Origin of the sequence: Arthrobacter antioxidans, from assembly GCF_023100725.1 — a bacterium.
Taxonomy (GTDB): Bacteria; Actinomycetota; Actinomycetes; order Actinomycetales; family Micrococcaceae; genus Arthrobacter_D; species Arthrobacter_D antioxidans.
The window spans coordinates 1413888-1429704 of the sequence record NZ_CP095501.1; the positions used below are offsets into that span (position 1 = coordinate 1413888).

The 15817-nt window shown below is 71.8% G+C and carries 14 protein-coding genes and 1 tRNA gene; 13 read left to right on the forward strand and 2 right to left on the reverse strand.

Annotation, left to right across the window (positions count from 1 at the left end; genetic code table 11):
• The first annotated feature begins 5 nt into the window (after positions 1-5).
• The 7 genes from MWM45_RS06490 to MWM45_RS06520 all read left to right on the forward strand — a co-directional run bounded on the left by MWM45_RS06490 (position 6) and on the right by MWM45_RS06520 (position 7436).
• A complete protein-coding gene (locus MWM45_RS06490) occupies positions 6-1364 on the forward strand; it encodes a pseudouridine synthase (RefSeq protein ID WP_247828737.1) in 1359 nt (452 codons plus the stop codon).
• 3 nt (positions 1365-1367) lie between these two features.
• Positions 1368-2492 (forward strand): prephenate dehydrogenase, encoded by a 1125-nt coding sequence (locus MWM45_RS06495; RefSeq protein WP_247828738.1) that lies wholly within the window; start codon positions 1368-1370, stop codon positions 2490-2492.
• A gap of 14 nt (positions 2493-2506) precedes the next feature.
• The gene (gene cmk / locus MWM45_RS06500; protein WP_247828739.1) at positions 2507-3244 is read left to right on the forward strand and encodes a (d)CMP kinase; all 738 of its coding nucleotides are present in this window, start codon (positions 2507-2509) and stop codon (positions 3242-3244) included.
• A gap of 92 nt (positions 3245-3336) precedes the next feature.
• Complete coding sequence (der, locus tag MWM45_RS06505) at positions 3337-4893, forward strand: ribosome biogenesis GTPase Der (protein ID WP_247828740.1); 1557 nt, start codon at positions 3337-3339, stop codon at positions 4891-4893.
• Positions 4894-4971: 78 nt separating this feature from the next.
• Positions 4972-5048, forward strand: a tRNA-Pro gene (locus tag MWM45_RS06510).
• 124 nt (positions 5049-5172) lie between these two features.
• The gene (locus tag MWM45_RS06515) at positions 5173-6144 is read left to right on the forward strand and encodes a hypothetical protein (RefSeq protein ID WP_247828741.1); all 972 of its coding nucleotides are present in this window, start codon (positions 5173-5175) and stop codon (positions 6142-6144) included.
• The gene (locus MWM45_RS06520) at positions 6141-7436 is read left to right on the forward strand and encodes a wax ester/triacylglycerol synthase domain-containing protein (protein ID WP_247828742.1); all 1296 of its coding nucleotides are present in this window, start codon (positions 6141-6143) and stop codon (positions 7434-7436) included. The genes MWM45_RS06515 and MWM45_RS06520 overlap by 4 nt, the downstream gene beginning before the upstream one ends.
• 66 nt (positions 7437-7502) lie before the next feature.
• Here MWM45_RS06520 and MWM45_RS06525 read toward each other — a convergent pair whose 3' ends face one another.
• Positions 7503-8033 carry a flavodoxin family protein gene (locus tag MWM45_RS06525; RefSeq protein ID WP_247828743.1) on the reverse strand — a complete coding sequence of 177 codons (531 nt, stop codon included), beginning with the start codon at positions 8031-8033 and terminating at the stop codon, positions 7503-7505.
• A gap of 238 nt (positions 8034-8271) precedes the next feature.
• Here MWM45_RS06525 and gcvH point away from each other — a divergent pair, with 238 nt between their 5' ends.
• From gcvH to MWM45_RS06550, 5 genes are all read left to right on the forward strand, one after another.
• Positions 8272-8658: a glycine cleavage system protein GcvH gene (gcvH, locus tag MWM45_RS06530; RefSeq protein ID WP_043447010.1), complete on the forward strand. Its 387-nt coding sequence runs from the start codon at positions 8272-8274 to the stop codon at positions 8656-8658.
• Positions 8659-8732: 74 nt separating this feature from the next.
• Entirely contained in the window at positions 8733-9224 is a 492-nt protein-coding gene (locus MWM45_RS06535) for an FHA domain-containing protein (RefSeq protein ID WP_043447009.1), read from the forward strand.
• An 8-nt stretch (positions 9225-9232) separates the two neighbouring features.
• A complete protein-coding gene (gene ftsR / locus MWM45_RS06540) occupies positions 9233-9982 on the forward strand; it encodes a transcriptional regulator FtsR (RefSeq protein ID WP_247828744.1) in 750 nt (249 codons plus the stop codon).
• Positions 9983-9992: 10 nt separating this feature from the next.
• The gene (locus tag MWM45_RS06545; RefSeq protein ID WP_043447003.1) at positions 9993-10496 is read left to right on the forward strand and encodes a bifunctional nuclease family protein; all 504 of its coding nucleotides are present in this window, start codon (positions 9993-9995) and stop codon (positions 10494-10496) included.
• Positions 10497-10718: 222 nt separating this feature from the next.
• The gene (locus MWM45_RS06550; RefSeq protein ID WP_043447000.1) at positions 10719-11306 is read left to right on the forward strand and encodes a MerR family transcriptional regulator; all 588 of its coding nucleotides are present in this window, start codon (positions 10719-10721) and stop codon (positions 11304-11306) included.
• 37 nt (positions 11307-11343) lie between these two features.
• Here the strand turns inward: MWM45_RS06550 and MWM45_RS06555 are convergent, their stop codons facing one another.
• Complete coding sequence (locus MWM45_RS06555; RefSeq protein WP_247828745.1) at positions 11344-12168, reverse strand: ParA family protein; 825 nt, start codon at positions 12166-12168, stop codon at positions 11344-11346.
• Positions 12169-12368: 200 nt separating this feature from the next.
• On the opposite strand from MWM45_RS06555, the gene MWM45_RS06560 reads away from it, so the two are divergent.
• Positions 12369-15791 carry a pyruvate carboxylase gene (locus MWM45_RS06560; protein ID WP_247828746.1) on the forward strand — a complete coding sequence of 1141 codons (3423 nt, stop codon included), beginning with the start codon at positions 12369-12371 and terminating at the stop codon, positions 15789-15791.
• Positions 15792-15817 lie beyond the last annotated feature (26 nt).

The window sequence follows — 15817 nt, forward strand, 5'->3', positions numbered from 1 at the left end:
TCTACATGACACAGCAGCCAGGATCCGGTTCCGGACGCAATACGCCGCGCCGCGGCGGGTCGGCCGGGCGCCCATCCGACGCTGCCCGCACCAGGAAGTCCGCTCCCCGTACCGGTTCGGGGCAGGGTGGCGGGCGTTCCGGTGAGGGTCGTCCCTTCCAGGAGCGCTCGGCGCAGGGTGGCCGTCAGGGTGAGTCCCGCCCCGCACGGGACGACACCCGTTCCTCGGGGGGCCGCCCCTCCCGGGACGACACCCGCTCCTCCGGGGGCCGCCCTTCGAGGGACGACACCCGCTCCTCGGGCGGCCGACCCTCCGGCGCAGGCGATCGTCGCGACGCAGGCGATCGTCGCGAATCCGCCGAGGGACGCGCGCGGTCCGCCGCGGGGAGACCCTCCGCAGGCACCCCCTCGAGCCGCTTCGGGACGAAGGCGGGAGGGCGTGCGACCGGCAAGCCCGGCCGTCCCGGCGGCGCGACCGGTGGACGCACGGGTGAGCAGAAGAGTGCGGCGCGCCAGAAGCCTGCCGGCGCCAAGCCCTTCGGGCGTGAACGCTTCGGGCAGAACCTCGGGCCGGTGCGCGTCGCCAGGCCCAAGCGTTCCAGCCGCCCCGCCGACGAGATCGACGTCCACAACCCGGAGGGCGTCCGCCTGCAGAAGGTCATGGCCCTCGCCGGCGTCGCCTCGCGCCGTGTGTGCGAGGAGATGATCCTCGACGGCCGCGTGGAGGTGGACGGCACCGTCGTCACCGAACTCGGCGTGCGCGTCGCCCCCGAGCAGGTCGCCATCCACGTGGACGGCATCCGTCTCCAGCTCGACGAGAACCTCAAGTACTACGTCTTCAACAAGCCACGCGGGGTCGTCTCCACCATGGAGGACCCCGAGGGCCGCCCGTGCATCAGCGACTTCCTGAAGAACAAGAACAAGAACGAGCGCCTGTTCCATGTGGGTCGCCTGGACGCCGAGACCGAGGGCCTGCTCCTGCTCACCAACGACGGCGAACTCACCAACCGCCTGACCCACCCCTCCTACGAGGTCCCGAAGACCTACCTCGTGCAGGTCCGCGGGCCGATGGGCCAGGGCATCGGGGCCCAGATGAAGGCCGGTATCGAACTGGAGGACGGCACCGCGAAGGTCGACTCCTTCAAGCTCGTCGACTCGACGCCCGGCCACATCCTCGTCGAGGTCGTGCTGCACTCGGGCCGCAACCGCGTGGTCCGCCGGCTCTTCGACGCCGTCGGGCATCCCGTGGAACGCCTCGTCCGCACCCAGCTCGGCCCCATCCGCGTGGGCGACCAGCGTCAGGGCAGTATCCGCGTGCTCGGACGCCAGGAGGTCGGGCACCTGCTGGCATCGGTGGGCCTCTAGACCATGACCACGCGCACGGAGCAGGGCACGCACCTCGCAGGACCGGTCCTCGTCATCGGGGCCGGGCTGCTGGGTGCCAGCATCGGGCTGGGGCTGCGCGCCCGCGGGCTCGACGTCGTCCTGTCCGACAGCTCGCCCTCCACCGAGGCCGTCGCCCGCGACATCGGAGCCGGCCGGCTCCTCGCGGAGGTGCTGGCCGCGGGGGAGCGGGCGGCGCCGGAACTCGTCGTCGTCGCGACCCCTCCCGACGTCACCGCGCAGGTCGTGGCGGCCGCGCTCCGGGACTACCCGGACGCCGTCGTCATGGACATCTGCAGCGTGAAGGAAGCGATCCTGCGCGACCTCGAAGCGACGCCGGGAGTTGCGGCGCACCTGTCGCGGTACGTCGGGACGCATCCGATGGCCGGCCGCGAGACGTCCGGGCCCGTCGCGGCCCGCGCGGAGCTGTTCACCGGTGCGCCCTGGGTGCTCTGCGGCGCCCACAGTTCCGCCGAGGCCGTCCTGTGCGCCGAACGGCTCGCCGTCGACCTCGGGGCCGTGCCCGCGCGCATGTCCGCCGAGGAGCACGACCAGGCCGTGGCGCTCATCTCCCACCTGCCGCAGGTGGTGTCCTCGCTCGTGGCGAGCAGGCTGCAGGACTCGCCCGTGCAGGCGCTCTCGCTCGCGGGCAACGGACTGCGGGACGTGACGCGCATCGCGGCGAGCGACCCCCGCCTCTGGGTGCAGATCCTCTCCGCCAACGCCGGCCGACTCGTCGAGATCCTGTACGGCGTCCGCGAGGACCTGAACCGGCTGATCAGCACCCTCGAGGACCCGACGGGCGGCGGATCCCGCCTCGACATGGCCCAGCTGATGTCCGAGGGGAACGCAGGCCAGGCGCGCGTGCCCGGCAAGCACGGGACGCCGCCGAACTCCTTTGCCCGCCTGACCGTGCTCGTCGACGACGTGCCCGGGCAGATCGCGAAACTCCTGACGGAGATCGGGCACACCGGGATCAACGTCGAGGATTTCCGCCTCGAACACTCTCCCGGGCGCCAGGTGGGCCTCGCCGAACTGTCGGTCATCCCGGGCAAACGACAAGAACTCACGGAGTCCCTGACGCAGCGGGGCTGGAAGGTAGTGCAGTGACGCAGGTTTCAGCAATGCAGACGCCCATCATCCCGGACGCCGCCGGCAAGTCCGCGCCATCCAGCCCGCACTCGGGCTTCCGTCTGGGCAAGTCCCTCGTCGTGGCGATCGACGGGCCCTCCGGTTCCGGGAAGTCGAGTGTCAGCCGGGAAGTGGCCCGGCGGCTCCGCGCCGCGTATCTCGACACCGGGGCGATGTACCGCGCCGTCACGCTCCACTGCGTCTCGCAGGGGATCGACCTCGAGGACAGCGCCGCCGTCGAGGCGGCGGCGCGGGAGGTCGAGCTGTTCATCAGCACCAGCCCGGACCACGAATCCGTGACCATCGGGGGCGACGACGTCACCGCCGCCATCCGCGAGCCCGCGGTGTCGTCCGCGGTGAGCGCCGTCGCGACCACCATGGGTGCCAGGGCCGAGCTGATCCGGCGCCAGCGCGCGCTGATCGCCGGCGCCGGACACCGCATCGTCGCCGAGGGACGCGACATCACCACCGTCGTCGCCCCCGACGCCGAGGTGCGCATCCTCCTCACCGCGAGCGAGGAGGCGCGCCTGCGCCGCCGCGGGGACCAGCTCGGCGGCACGCAGACCGACGCCCAGCTGAAGCGGCAGGTCACCGAACGGGACGCCCGGGACTCGACCGTCGTCGAGTTCCACCAGGCCGCGGACGGAGTGGTCGCACTCGACTCCTCGGACCTCGACTTCGAGCAGACCGTGGCTGCCGTCCTCGGCATCGTGCGCACGGTGGCGCACTAACCGTCCCGCGACGGTCCACCGCAAGACCCCGGGCGCGAGCCCACCCAGGATTGCCGTCGGGAGACGGTGAACATCAACCGAAGGAATACCAGATGAGCGAGAACCTTTCGCCGGACGCGACGGAGCAGAGCCCCGGAGCCGACGAGGACTACGAGCCGAGCGGCGAGGACCAGGTCGGTGCGCTGCTCGACAGCCTCGACGACGCCGAGGCGGAGCAGCGCGCCGCCTCCCTCCGCGCGGGCCTCGAGGACTACGAGCTCGACGACGAGGACGCCGCGCTCCTGGACCGCCGGCACGAGGACTTCGACGACGAGGCGGAAGGCCGGCTCAACCCCGTGCTCGCCATCGTCGGCCGCCCGAACGTCGGCAAGTCCACGCTCGTCAACCGCATCCTCGGCCGCCGCGAGGCCGTCGTCGAGGACACCCCCGGCGTGACCCGCGACCGCGTCTCCTACCCGGCCCAGTGGTCCGGGCGGAACTTCACCCTCGTCGACACGGGCGGATGGGAGCAGGACGCCAGGGGCATCGCCGCGCGCGTCGCCGACCAGGCGGAGATCGCCGTCGACATGGCGGACGCCGTCCTGTTCGTCGTCGACGCCACCGTCGGTGCCACCGCGACGGACGAGGCCGTGGTGCGCATGCTGCGCCGCAAGAACAGGCCCGTCATCCTCGTGGCCAACAAGGTGGACGACATCCAGAACGAGGCCGACGCCTCCGTGCTCTGGGGCCTCGGCTTCGGGCAGCCCTGGCCGGTGTCCGCGCTGCACGGCCGCGGTACCGCCGACATGCTCGACCACATCAACACGATCCTCCCCGAGTTCTCCGAGCACGGCGGTATCGAGCGCTCCGGCGGCCCCCGCCGCATCGCGCTGATCGGCCGACCCAACGTGGGCAAGTCCTCGCTGCTGAACAAGCTCGCGGGCTCCGACCGCGTCGTCGTCGACCCGCTGGCCGGGACCACGCGCGACCCCGTGGACGAGATGATCGAGCTCGGCGGGCGCACCTGGCGCTTCGTGGACACCGCAGGCATCCGCCGCCGCGTCCACATGCAGCAGGGCGCCGACTTCTACGCCTCCCTGCGTACCCAGTCCGCCCTGGAGAAGGCCGAGGTCGCCGTGGTGCTCCTCGCCGTCGACGAGGTGCTCAGCGAGCAGGACATCCGCATCCTGAACCTGGCCATCGAGTCCGGCCGCGCGATCGTGCTGGCCTTCAACAAGTGGGACCTGCTCGACGACGAACGCCGCCGCTACCTCGAGCGCGAGATCGACCAGGACCTGGCCCACGTGGACTGGGCCCCGCGCGTGAACATCTCGGCGCTCACCGGCTGGCACAAGGACCGTCTCGTCCCCGCGCTCGACGTCGCCCTCGAGTCCTGGGACCGCCGCATCCCGACGGGCCGGCTCAACGCGTTCCTCGGCGAACTCGTGGCCGCCCACCCGCACCCCGTGCGCGGCGGGAAGCAGCCCCGCATCCTGTTCGGGACCCAGGCCTCCAGCCGGCCGCCGAGGTTCGTGCTGTTCACCACGGGGTTCCTGGACCCCGGCTACCGCCGCTTCATCACGCGCCGCCTGCGGGAGACGTTCGGCTTCGAGGGCACGCCCATCGAGGTCAGCATGCGCGTCCGCGAGAAGCGCAGCCGCAAGCGCTGACCCCCTTCTCCGGTGTGCGGTTCCGCCGCTGGATGCTGTAGTGTTATCCGAGTGGTTTGGCCTGCTGGACAGGCCGTTCGGGATGTGGCGCAGCTTGGTAGCGCACTTGACTGGGGGTCAAGGGGTCGCAGGTTCAAATCCTGTCATCCCGACCATGCGATGTCCTCGGACATCGACCACGGAACGCCTTCCTTCGGGAGGGCGTTCCGTGTTTCCGGGCCTCTTCGAGAAGGACTCTCGGCCCTAGGCGGGTCCCGCGGCGCGGACGAGGATCGACGGATGAAGAGCGACCAGCCACCCGCCGTCGCCGGAGGAGCGCGCCCGGACGAGGTCCCGGTCCGCGCCGTCGCCACGCCGTCCGGTCGGCGGCCGGGCCAGGGACTCCTGCAGGCAAGCGCGACGACCACGGCCCTGATGCGTCCGGGCGCGGCATACGGCCTGTCCGCCGCCCTGGGGATGGTGACGCTGCTCGCCGCCTCCGCCTCCTTCTTCCTCCCCGACGTGCTGGGCGGGCCCGCCGTGACGCGGGGGAGCCTCCGCGGGACGGCGCTCGTGCTGATGGTCCTCGCCGTCCCGCTCCTGTTCGCCTCGATGTCCTTCGCGGGGAGGAACTCCGCCCGGGCCCTCGTGGTGTGGCTCGGAGCGGTGGCGTACATCATCTACCAGGCGGTGCTGTTCCTGTTCGGCACGCCGTTCAACAGTCTCTTCCTCGCCTATGTGGCGATGCTCTCGCTCGCGCTGTGGTCCGCGGCGGCGCTGCTGCGGCAGATCGATCTGGCGGAGTTCAGCGCCCGCTTCGACGACCGCCTCCCCGCACGGGGCATCGCGGCGTACGCGGTCGTCATCGCCGCCCTCAATGCGCTGGTCTGGTTGCGGACGATCCTGCCCGCGATGCTCAGCGACGACCCGCCCGCCTTCCTGGCGGGATCGGGCATGACGACCAATCCCGTCTTCGTCCAGGATCTCGCCGTCTGGCTTCCGCTGCTGGCGGTCGCCTCGTGGTGGCTGTGGACGTCCCGCCCGCTCGGCCGGCTCGTGGTCGGTGCACTGCTCGTCCTGCTGGTGGTCGAGGGTATCGGCGTGGCCACCGACCAGTGGTTCGGTGCTGTCGCGGACCAGGGGACGCCGTTCGCGTCTCTGGCGGCCGTTCCTCTCTTCGCGGCCCTCGCCGCGATCGGGATGGTGCCGCTCCTCGTGTTCCTCCGCCATCTGGGTGCGGGTCGGGTGGAGGCGTCCGGGCCCGTGCGATGACCCCGATCCCGGCCGGAGAGCGGCTGGCCCCGGTCGACGAGGCCAACCTCGTGCTGGACCACGCCGGGCAGGTGAACGTGTTCCTCGTCGCGGGCGTGCTCGCGGCGGGCGGGTTCGTGGGGCCCGACGGCGTCCCCGACCTGACCGTGGTGCGCGCCGTCGTGGGCGAGCGGATCGCCGCGCTGCCGCGGCTGCGCCTGCTGGCGGTCCGGGACGGCCGCCGGCACCGGTGGGCGGAGGTGTCGCCGGATCTCCGCCATCACATCCGCCTCGTGGCCGCCGTGCCGGGACCGGCCGGGCTCGAACGCCTGTGCGGCGAGCTGATGAGTGTGCCCCTGCCACGGTACCGCCCGCTGTGGGAACTGTTGCTGGTGCCGGGGGCGAACGCCGTCGGGGTGGGGATGGTGCTGCGCGTCCACCACGCGCTGGCCGACGGTCTGGGGGCGGTGTCGATCGTGCAGCAGCTCTTCGACCCGGGCGGAGCGTCCCCGCCGGACACGGCACCACCGCCGCCGGCCACCGCTGCCGGCGGTCGGCGGGATCTGCGCCGTGTCCTCCGCCGGGCCGTCGTCCGCGGGCGCCGCATCGGCCTGACCCTCACGGGGCGGGAGGTGGGGCCCACCCCGTTCCTGGGCGAGCGCAGCGCACACCGTGGTGTCGCCTTCCTCGACGCCGACCTCGCCGCCGTCGGAGCCCACGCGCGAGCCGTCGGTGCCACGGTGAACGACGCCCTGCTCTCCGCGGTGGCGTCGGGCTACCGGGCAGCCCTCCCGACGGCCGGCGAGGGCGTCCCGGCAGACCTGCCCGTGTCGGTCCCGGTGGCGCTGCAGCGTCGGGGGTCATCGGGCAACCACGTCGGGGTCATGCTCGTGCATCTGCCGCTCGGCGAGCCCGATCCGGCGCGGCGCCTGCGCCTCATCGCCGCCCGCACCCGCTCCGAGAAGGTGGAGGCGCGGCAGCAGGGCACGCTGGAGTTCATGCGCGGCCCCCTCGGTGCCCGGATCCTGGACCGGGTTGCGCACCGCCAGCACCTGGTGGCCGGGTTCGTGACCGATGTCCCCGGTCCGGGCCGGGCCCTCCAGCTCGCCGGCGCCCCCGTGACGGACATCTGGCCCGTCGCGGTACTCGCCGCGAACGTCCGGCTGGGCGTCGCCGCGGTCTCCTACGACGGCCGCCTGCGCTGCAGCGTCCACTTCGACGCGGCGAGCGTGCCCGGGGCGGTGTTCGCGCGGGGCATGGCGGAGGAGTTCGTCCGCCTGAGCGGACGCCCCGCGGCCGACCGGCCCGTCTGATCTTCCCGGCGGACCACCGCCGCCGGACCGCCACCGCGGAATTGCTGCAGGACCACCGCCGCGGGTTCACTCCCGGCGGGACGTCACCGGGACGAGCGTCAGGGCCCAGTCGCGGGCGCGTTGCTGCTCTCCCCGGAGGAGGTGGCTGTCGTGGTCCACGAGGAAGTCCTCGTGCGCGTCGAGGGCGAGGTCCCTCCGGTGGAGCCTGCGCCGGATCACGGCCGTGGCATCGCCGGCGAAGATGCGCGGGATGTCCGCCCGGGTGGAGAACGCCGCGAAGCGGGGCTCCGCTGCGGACAGGGTCATGAGGTCCAGCCACTCCCGGATGCCGGGCTCCATGGCATCCGCCTCGAGCGTGAGGTCCCGGTCCGGGTCGTCGGCCCAGGCGGCGGCCTCCTGCCGTGAGGACGGTTGCGGGAGGGTGTGCGCGTGCGTGGGCGCACCGACGACGACGAGGCCGTACCCGGACAGCTGCACCGGGGCCTCGGCCGCGGTCGCCACCGTGACGTCGCCGGTGGACCGGAGGGCGTCGGCGACGGCCTCGGCGATCATCCGGGTGTTGCCGAACATCGATTCGTATACGACCAGTGTGTCCATCTCCCGCACCTTTCGTCGGTCTGCGCAGAGAAGTCTCCACCGGTGGCCGGGACTCCAGAAGGGCCGAACGTCCCGTCGCAGCGCCGATCGGGCGACCGGCTGCACTGCCCGTGGGTTGCCGTCCACAGACGATGAGAGGCGCGTCACGGTGTTGCGCGTTATGCCTATACTCGACCAGTACTTGTACCGGGTGGCACCTCCCGCCGCCGCTGCCGCACCCCGCGTCCGAAAGGCAACCATGAGCAACATCCCAGACGGCCTCTACTACACCGCGGAGCACGAGTGGGTCAGTGAGCCGGCCGTCGACGGCACGGTCCGCGTCGGCATCACCGACTTCGCGCAGGACGCCCTCGGGGATGTGGTCTACGTCCAGATGCCCGAGGCCGGGACCGGTGTCACCGGCGCGGACGTCGTGGGCGAGGTCGAGTCGACCAAGAGCGTGAGCGACATCTACGCCCCGGTGACCGGTGAGATCGTGGCGCGCAACGAGGCGCTCGACGACGACCCCTCCCTGATCAACTCCGACCCGTACGGCGAGGGCTGGCTGCTGGAGATCAGGGTCGCGGACCCCGCGGTGGTCCAGGGTCTGCTGAGTTCAGCCGACTACTCGCAGCAGGTAGGCTAGATCCACCTCGCAAAGGCAGGGACGGTATGGCCGGCGTCACGCCGGTCCATCGTGCAGTAGGTGGAGGAAAGACCATGGTGCCCCACGTGAATCCAGCCGGAAACGGAGAAGAGCCGAACATGACGTCTCCCGAGACAACGACCATCGGTCTGCCCCCGCAGGTCGCGGTGACCGAGCTGGAACGGCATCTGACGGGGGAGGAGCAGTCGTCCGTCGCGGCCCTGCCCGCAGGCTCGGCGCTGCTGATCGCCCACTCCGGCCCCAACGCCGGTGCGCGGTTCCTTCTCGACGAGGACGTCACGAAGGCCGGTCGCCACCCGAACGCCGACATCTTCCTCGACGACGTGACGGTCTCACGCCAGCACGCCGAGTTCCGCCGTACCGAGAACGGGTTCATGGTCGTCGACACGCGCAGCCTCAACGGCACCTACGTCAACAACGACCGCGTGGACAGCGTGGCCCTCCGCAACGGCAACGAGGTGCAGATCGGCAAGTTCCGCCTCACCTTCTACGCGGCGCGCACCGTCCCGGGCCAGGGCGGCCGGCACACGACAGCGCAGGCGTAGTCCGCTTCATGCCTGTCTCCCAACCCGCCCGGCATCCGGCCGGCGTCGTCCCCGGTTCGTCCGGCACCGGTGTCCTCAACATCGGTGAGGTCCTGCGTGAGCTCGCCGAGGAGTTCCCCCGGGTCACGGCGTCGAAGATCCGGTTCCTCGAGGAGAAGGGCCTGATCTCGCCGCAGCGCACGCGGGCCGGGTACCGGAAGTACGCATCGCACGACGTCGAGCGCCTCCGGTTCGTGCTCGCCCTCCAGCGCGACCAGTACCTGCCCCTCAAGGTGATCAAGGATTACGTCGACGCGATCGATCGCGGTGAGCGTCCGGAGTCGCTGCCCGGCGGGCTGACCCTGTCGCCGCGCGTCGTCTCCGACCAGCTGTCCCGCGAACTGCAGGGGCATGCGCGGCGGCTCACCGCGGAGACGCTCGCCGCGGAGGCCGGGGCGCCGCGCAGGCTGGTCGACGACCTCGTGAGCTTCGGACTGATCACGGCCGTCGACAACCGTTTCGACGAGCACGCCCTGAAGATCACCAAGGCCTGCGTGCAGCTCGAGGGTCACGGCATCGAGCCCCGCCACCTGCGGCCGTTCCGCGCCGCCGCGGATCGCGAACTGGGGCTCGTGGAGAGCGTCGTCGCTCCCGTGGCCTCGCGCAGGGACGTGGCCTCGAAGGCCCGCGCCGCGGAGACCGCGCGCGAGATCAGCGAACTCTGCCTCGGCCTCCACAGCGCCCTGGTGCACAGCCACATAGCCCGGATGGACAGTTAGGCGGCGTTCCGTGATCGAAGTAGAAGTGGTGGGCGTGCGGATCGAACTGCCGTCCAACCAGCCCCTGGTCCTCCTGCGCGAGACCGCGGGGGAGCGGCACCTGCCCATCTGGATCGGCGCCCCCGAGGCCAGTGCCATCGCCTTCGTGCAGCAGGGGATCGTCCCGCCCCGGCCCATGACGCACGACCTCCTGGTCGACGTCGTCGCCGCCGCGGGGAAGCAGATCACCGAAGTGCGCATCACCTCGGTGGAGGACACGGTCTACCATGCGGAACTCGTCTTCGATGACGGCGTGACGGTCGGTTCGCGCGCCTCGGACGCGCTGGCCATCGCGCTCCGTGTGCCCTGCCCCATCTTCTGCGCGGACGAGGTGCTGGCCGTGGCCGGCGTCGAGATCGCGGAGGCGGACGCCGAGGAACCGGGGGACGGCGGGACGGAGGAGACCGCCGAGAAGGAGGTCCTCCAGTTCCGGGAGTTCCTCGCCGACGTGGAGCCCGAGGACTTCGAACGGTGAGGTTGCCCACCACGGGACCCCTGCTCCGGTGGCTTCCCGCGGTCCGCCGACGACACGGCACCGCTTGAGGGGCATCGTCTTTGACCTTGTCCCTCCCGCGATCTAACGTCGAAGAATACAGTTCCCATTGTGCGCGTGGTGGGCCCGGGGCACACTTGAGTGCACACCCTGGGGCCCCGCCTGATCAGCAGACGTCCCGGGGACCCGACGAGGAGGCAGCACGTGAGTCCGAAGGGTGACGCCGGCAAGGCAGCCAGCCCATCAGGCACCGGTGTCCCGGCGAGCGCCCAGGGCCTGCTCTTCACGGAAGACCTCCCCGTCCTCGACGAGGACGCCGGGTACCGCGGCCCCACCGCCTGCAAGGCGGCCGGCATCACCTACCGTCAGCTCGACTACTGGGCGCGCACCGGTCTCGTGGAACCCGCTGTCCGCGGTGCCTCCGGCTCAGGCACGCAGCGCCTCTACGGCTTCCGCGACATCCTCGTCCTCAAGGTGGTCAAGCGCCTGCTGGACACCGGGGTGTCCCTCCAGCAGATCCGTACCGCCGTCGAGCACCTCCGCGAACGCGGGGTCGAGGACCTCGCCCAGATCACCCTCATGAGCGACGGCGCGAGCGTCTACGAATGCACCTCCGCCGACGAGGTCATCGACCTCGTGCAGGGCGGACAGGGAGTCTTCGGCATCGCCGTCGGTCGTGTATGGCGCGAGGTCGAGGGAAGCCTCGCGGCCCTGCCGAGCGAACATGCCGCGGACCAGGATTTCCCCGGCGACGAACTCAGCAAGCGCCGCGCCACCCGCAGGATCAGCTGACGCCTCGCCGGTGTGCCGACGGCTCCGTGCCGGGCGCCTACCGCCGAGCGGTCCGGCTGCGCATCCTGGCCGGGTCCACCACGTTCAGGAGCAGCTCGTCGAAGCGGCTCGCCGCCAGCTGCGCGGAATCGCCGGGCCAGTGGTGCACGGAGTGGGCTGCGCCCTGGATCTGCTGCCAGTTGGCCTGCTCCGGCATGGTGGGGCTCAGTACCAGGTCGCCGAACATCCGCCGCATCTCGCCGAGGCGGAACGCATGCTCGTGGGAGGTCTCGCGCACCCGGTTCGCGAGGATGCCCGCGGTCTGCAGCTTCGGCGCGAATTCGCGGCGGAACAGCTCGAGGGCGCGCATCGTGCGTTCCGTGCCCGCCACGGAGAAGAGGGCGGGTTCCGCGACGAGGAGCACCCTGTCGCTCGCGGTCCACGCCATGCGGGTCAGGCCGTTCAGCGACGGTGGGCAGTCGATCAGGACGAGGCTGTATCCCTCGACCCGGGACAGGAGGGTGGACAGGCGCCGCTGGTCGCGGCGTCCGAGGTCCGGCCGGTCGTAGATGCCCGAATGGGCCGACCCCATCGCGACGTCGAGCGTGGACGCCCGGGCCCCCGGCTGCCGCGCGGCGGTCGCCACCCAGCCACTGGGGACGGTGTGGGCGCCGAGGTCGCCGCGCCGGGCGTTCTTCAGCAGGCGCCCGATGTCGGTCTGGCCGGAGGGCCTGACGCCGAGGCCGGTGGTCGCATCAGCGTGCGGGTCGAGATCGACGACGAGCGTCGGGATGCCGGCCGCCAGCGCGGCCGAGGCCAGCCCCAGGGTCATCGACGTCTTGCCCACGCCGCCTTTGAGGCTGCTGATACTCACTACCTGCACGTCACCCATACCTATCCCCGGCCGCGACGAGCGGCCCGATGTCCTTGTGATCCCGTCCATCATAGGGTGGCGCGGCCCGCCGCCCGGACGGCGCCCGAGGGCCGCCCGTCCACATGGCGGCACCGTCATGGACCGGCGCGGCGCCACGGGTAGGATCGAGCCTGCGTGAAGAACCCGACCCGCAAGGATGCAGGAGTGCCATGTTCTCGAAGATTCTGGTAGCCAACCGTGGCGAGATCGCCATCCGCGCTTTTCGGGCCGGGCACGAGGTGGGAGCGAAGACCGTCGCGGTCTTCCCCCAGGAGGACAGGAACTCGATCCACCGCCAGAAGGCCGACGAGGCGTACCTCATCGGCGAGGAGGGCCACCCGGTCCGGGCCTACCTGGACATCGACGAGATCATCCGCGTGGCCCGCGAGTCCGGCTGCGACGCCATCTACCCCGGGTACGGTTTCCTGTCCGAGAATCCCGGCCTCGCCCGGGCCGCGGCGGCGGCGGGCATCACGTTCGTGGGGCCGCCGGCCGACGTGCTGGAGCTCGCCGGGAACAAGGTCAAGGCCCTCGACGCCGCCCGCGCGGCCGGCATCCCGGTCCTCGCATCGTCCCGCCCGAGTGCCGACGTCGCCGAACTGATCGCCGCGGCGGAGGAGATCGGGTTCCCCGTCTTCGCGAAGGCCGTGGCCGGCGGCGGTGGCCGCGGGATGCGCCGGGTGGACACGCGCGAGGCACTGCCGGAGGCACTCGAGGCCGCGATGCGGGAAGCCGAATCCGCGTTCGGGGACCCCACCATGTTCCTGGAGCAGGCGGTCCTCCGCCCGCGCCACATCGAGGTGCAGATCCTCGCGGACGCAACAGGCAACGTGATGCACCTCTTCGAGCGTGACTGCTCCCTGCAGCGGCGCCACCAGAAGGTCATCGAGATCGCGCCCGCACCGAACCTCGACGAGTCCATCCGCCAGGCGCTGCACCGCGACGCCGTGAAGTTCGCGACCGCCCTGGGCTACGTGAACGCCGGGACGGTCGAGTTCCTCGTGGACACGGTCGGGGAGCGGGCGGGCCAGCACGTGTTCATCGAGATGAACCCGCGCATCCAGGTCGAACACACGGTCACGGAAGAGGTGACCGACGTCGACCTCGTCCAGTCCCAGCTGCGGATCGCCGCGGGGGAGACGCTCGCCGACCTCGGCCTGAGCCAGGACACGGTGACCCTGCGCGGCGCGGCCCTGCAGAGCCGCATCACCACGGAGGATCCCGCGAACGGGTTCCGCCCCGACGTCGGCAGGATCTCCGCCTACCGGTCCGCAGGCGGCGCCGGGGTGAGGCTCGACGGCGGCACCGTCTACGCGGGTGCCGAGATCAGCCCGCACTTCGACTCGATGCTCGTCAAGCTCACCTGCCGGGGCCGGGACTACCCCTCGGCCGTCACGCGGGCGCGGCGGGCGCTGGCGGAGTTCCGCGTGCGTGGCGTGTCGACGAACATCTCCTTCCTGCAGGCGGTCCTCGACGACCCGGACTTCATCGCGGGCAACGTGGCGACGTCCTTCATCGACGAACGCCCCGAACTGCTGACGGCGCGCGTGCCCGCCGACCGCGGCACCAAGCTCCTCACCTGGCTCGCCGACGTGACGGTCAACCAGCCCAACGGCGCCCGGCCGGCGCACCTCGACCCCCGGGAGAAGCTGCCGCGGCTCCCCGAGGACCGGCGGGCGACCGAGGCCGACGACCCGCCGGCCGGGAGCCGGCAGCGGCTGCTCGAGCTCGGTCCCGAGGGCTTCGCGAGGGCGCTGCGTGAGCAGACCGCCGTCGCGGTCACGGACACCACGTTCCGCGACGCCCACCAGTCCCTGCTCGCCACGCGTGTCCGGACCCGCGATCTCGTCGCCGCCGGCGCGAGCGTGTCCCGGCTGACCCCCGGGCTGCTGTCCGTGGAGGCCTGGGGCGGGGCCACCTACGACGTCGCGCTCCGCTTCCTGGGCGAGGACCCGTGGGAGCGCCTGGACGCGCTGCGCCGCGAGGTCCCGAACATCTGCCTGCAGATGCTGCTGCGCGGGCGCAACACCGTCGGCTACACGCCGTACCCCGAGGCGGTGACGACGGCCTTCGTGCAGGAGGCTGCCGCGTCCGGCATCGACATCTTCCGCATCTTCGACGCCCTGAACGACGTCACGCAGATGGAGCCCGCCATCCGGGCGGTCCGGGAGACCGGGACGGCGATCGCAGAAGTGGCCCTCTGCTACACCGCCGACATGCTCGACCCGGCGGAGACGCTATACACGCTCGAGTACTACCTCGACCTCGCGCAGAAGATGGTCGACGCCGGCGCGCACATCCTGGCCATCAAGGACATGGCGGGGCTGCTCCGCCCGGCCGCCGCGACCCGTCTCGTGACAGCCCTGCGGGACCGCTTCGACCTGCCCGTCCACCTGCACACCCACGACACCGCCGGTGGCCAGCTCGCCACGCTCCTCGCGGCCGTGGACGCGGGGGTCGACGCCGTCGACGTCGCCAGCGCCGCCCTGGCCGGCACCACCAGCCAGCCGTCCGCGTCCGCCCTCGTGGCGGCCCTGGCGCACACGCCCCGGGACACGGGCCTGGACCTCGACGCGGTCTGCTCCCTGGAACCGTACTGGGAGGCCGTGCGACGCATGTACGCGCCGTTCGAGTCCGGGCTGCCCGGGCCCACGGGGCGCGTCTACCGCCACGAGATCCCCGGCGGGCAGCTGTCCAACCTGAAGCAGCAGGCCATCGCGCTCGGCCTGGGCGAGAGGTTCGAGGCGATCGAGGACATGTACACCGCGGCGGACCGCATCCTCGGCCGGCTCGTGAAGGTGACGCCGTCCTCCAAGGTGGTGGGGGACCTCGCCCTGGCCCTGGTGGGCCGGGACGCCGACCCCGCCGAGTTCGAGGAGAACCCGCAGGCCTTCGACATCCCGGACTCCGTCATCGGGTTCCTCAACGGGGAGCTCGGCAACCCGCCCGGCGGCTGGCCGGAACCCTTCCGCACCAAGGCCCTGCAGGGCCGCGAGTTCAAGCCACGGGACGTCGAGCTCACCGCCGACGACGAGGCGAAGCTCGCCGGCTCGTCGTCGGAGCGCCGGTCCGCGCTCAACACGCTCCTGTTCGCCGGGCCTGCGAAGGACTTCCGGGCCACGCGCGACACCTACGGCGACGTGTCGCTGCTCGGCACGGCCGACTACCTCTACGGACTCCAGCCCGGCACCGAGCACATCATCGAGCTCGAGAAGGGCGTCCGGCTCATCGCCACCCTCGAGGCGGTCTCGGAGCCCGACGAGAAGGGCATGCGGACGGTTATGTGCACGCTCAACGGCCAGATGAGGCCGGTCAGCGTGCGCGACAGGAGCGTCCACAGCGACGTCGTGACGGCCGAGAAGGCGGACCCGGGAACCCCGGGCCAGATCGCCGCTCCGTTCGCCGGGTCCGTGACTGTCACCCGTGCCGAGGGCGACACCGTCGAGGCCGGGGACACCGTCGCCACCATCGAGGCCATGAAGATGGAGGCCAGCATCACGACCCCCGTGGCCGGTACGGTCCAGCGCGTCGCGTTCACCGGGGCCGCGCCCGCGCAGGGCGGCGACCTCCTGCTCGTGGTCTCGACCTCCTGAGCGGGGGTCGCGGGCCGTGGGGAGGA

Bases quoted from the DNA above. Each gene is read 5' to 3' on its own strand.
- MWM45_RS06490 (WP_247828737.1), top strand. From the start codon at position 6: ATGACACAGCAGCCAGGATCCGGTTCCGGACGCAATACGCCGCGCCGC.
- MWM45_RS06495 (WP_247828738.1), top strand. From the start codon at position 1,368: ATGACCACGCGCACGGAGCAGGGCACGCACCTCGCAGGACCGGTCCTC.
- cmk (WP_247828739.1), top strand. From the start codon at position 2,507: ATGCAGACGCCCATCATCCCGGACGCCGCCGGCAAGTCCGCGCCATCC.
- der (WP_247828740.1), top strand. From the start codon at position 3,337: ATGAGCGAGAACCTTTCGCCGGACGCGACGGAGCAGAGCCCCGGAGCC.
- MWM45_RS06515 (WP_247828741.1), top strand. From the start codon at position 5,173: ATGAAGAGCGACCAGCCACCCGCCGTCGCCGGAGGAGCGCGCCCGGAC.
- MWM45_RS06520 (WP_247828742.1), top strand. From the start codon at position 6,141: ATGACCCCGATCCCGGCCGGAGAGCGGCTGGCCCCGGTCGACGAGGCC.
- MWM45_RS06525 (WP_247828743.1), bottom strand. From the start codon at position 8,033: ATGGACACACTGGTCGTATACGAATCGATGTTCGGCAACACCCGGATG.
- gcvH (WP_043447010.1), top strand. From the start codon at position 8,272: ATGAGCAACATCCCAGACGGCCTCTACTACACCGCGGAGCACGAGTGG.
- MWM45_RS06535 (WP_043447009.1), top strand. From the start codon at position 8,733: ATGGTGCCCCACGTGAATCCAGCCGGAAACGGAGAAGAGCCGAACATG.
- ftsR (WP_247828744.1), top strand. From the start codon at position 9,233: ATGCCTGTCTCCCAACCCGCCCGGCATCCGGCCGGCGTCGTCCCCGGT.
- MWM45_RS06560 (WP_247828746.1), top strand. From the start codon at position 12,369: ATGTTCTCGAAGATTCTGGTAGCCAACCGTGGCGAGATCGCCATCCGC.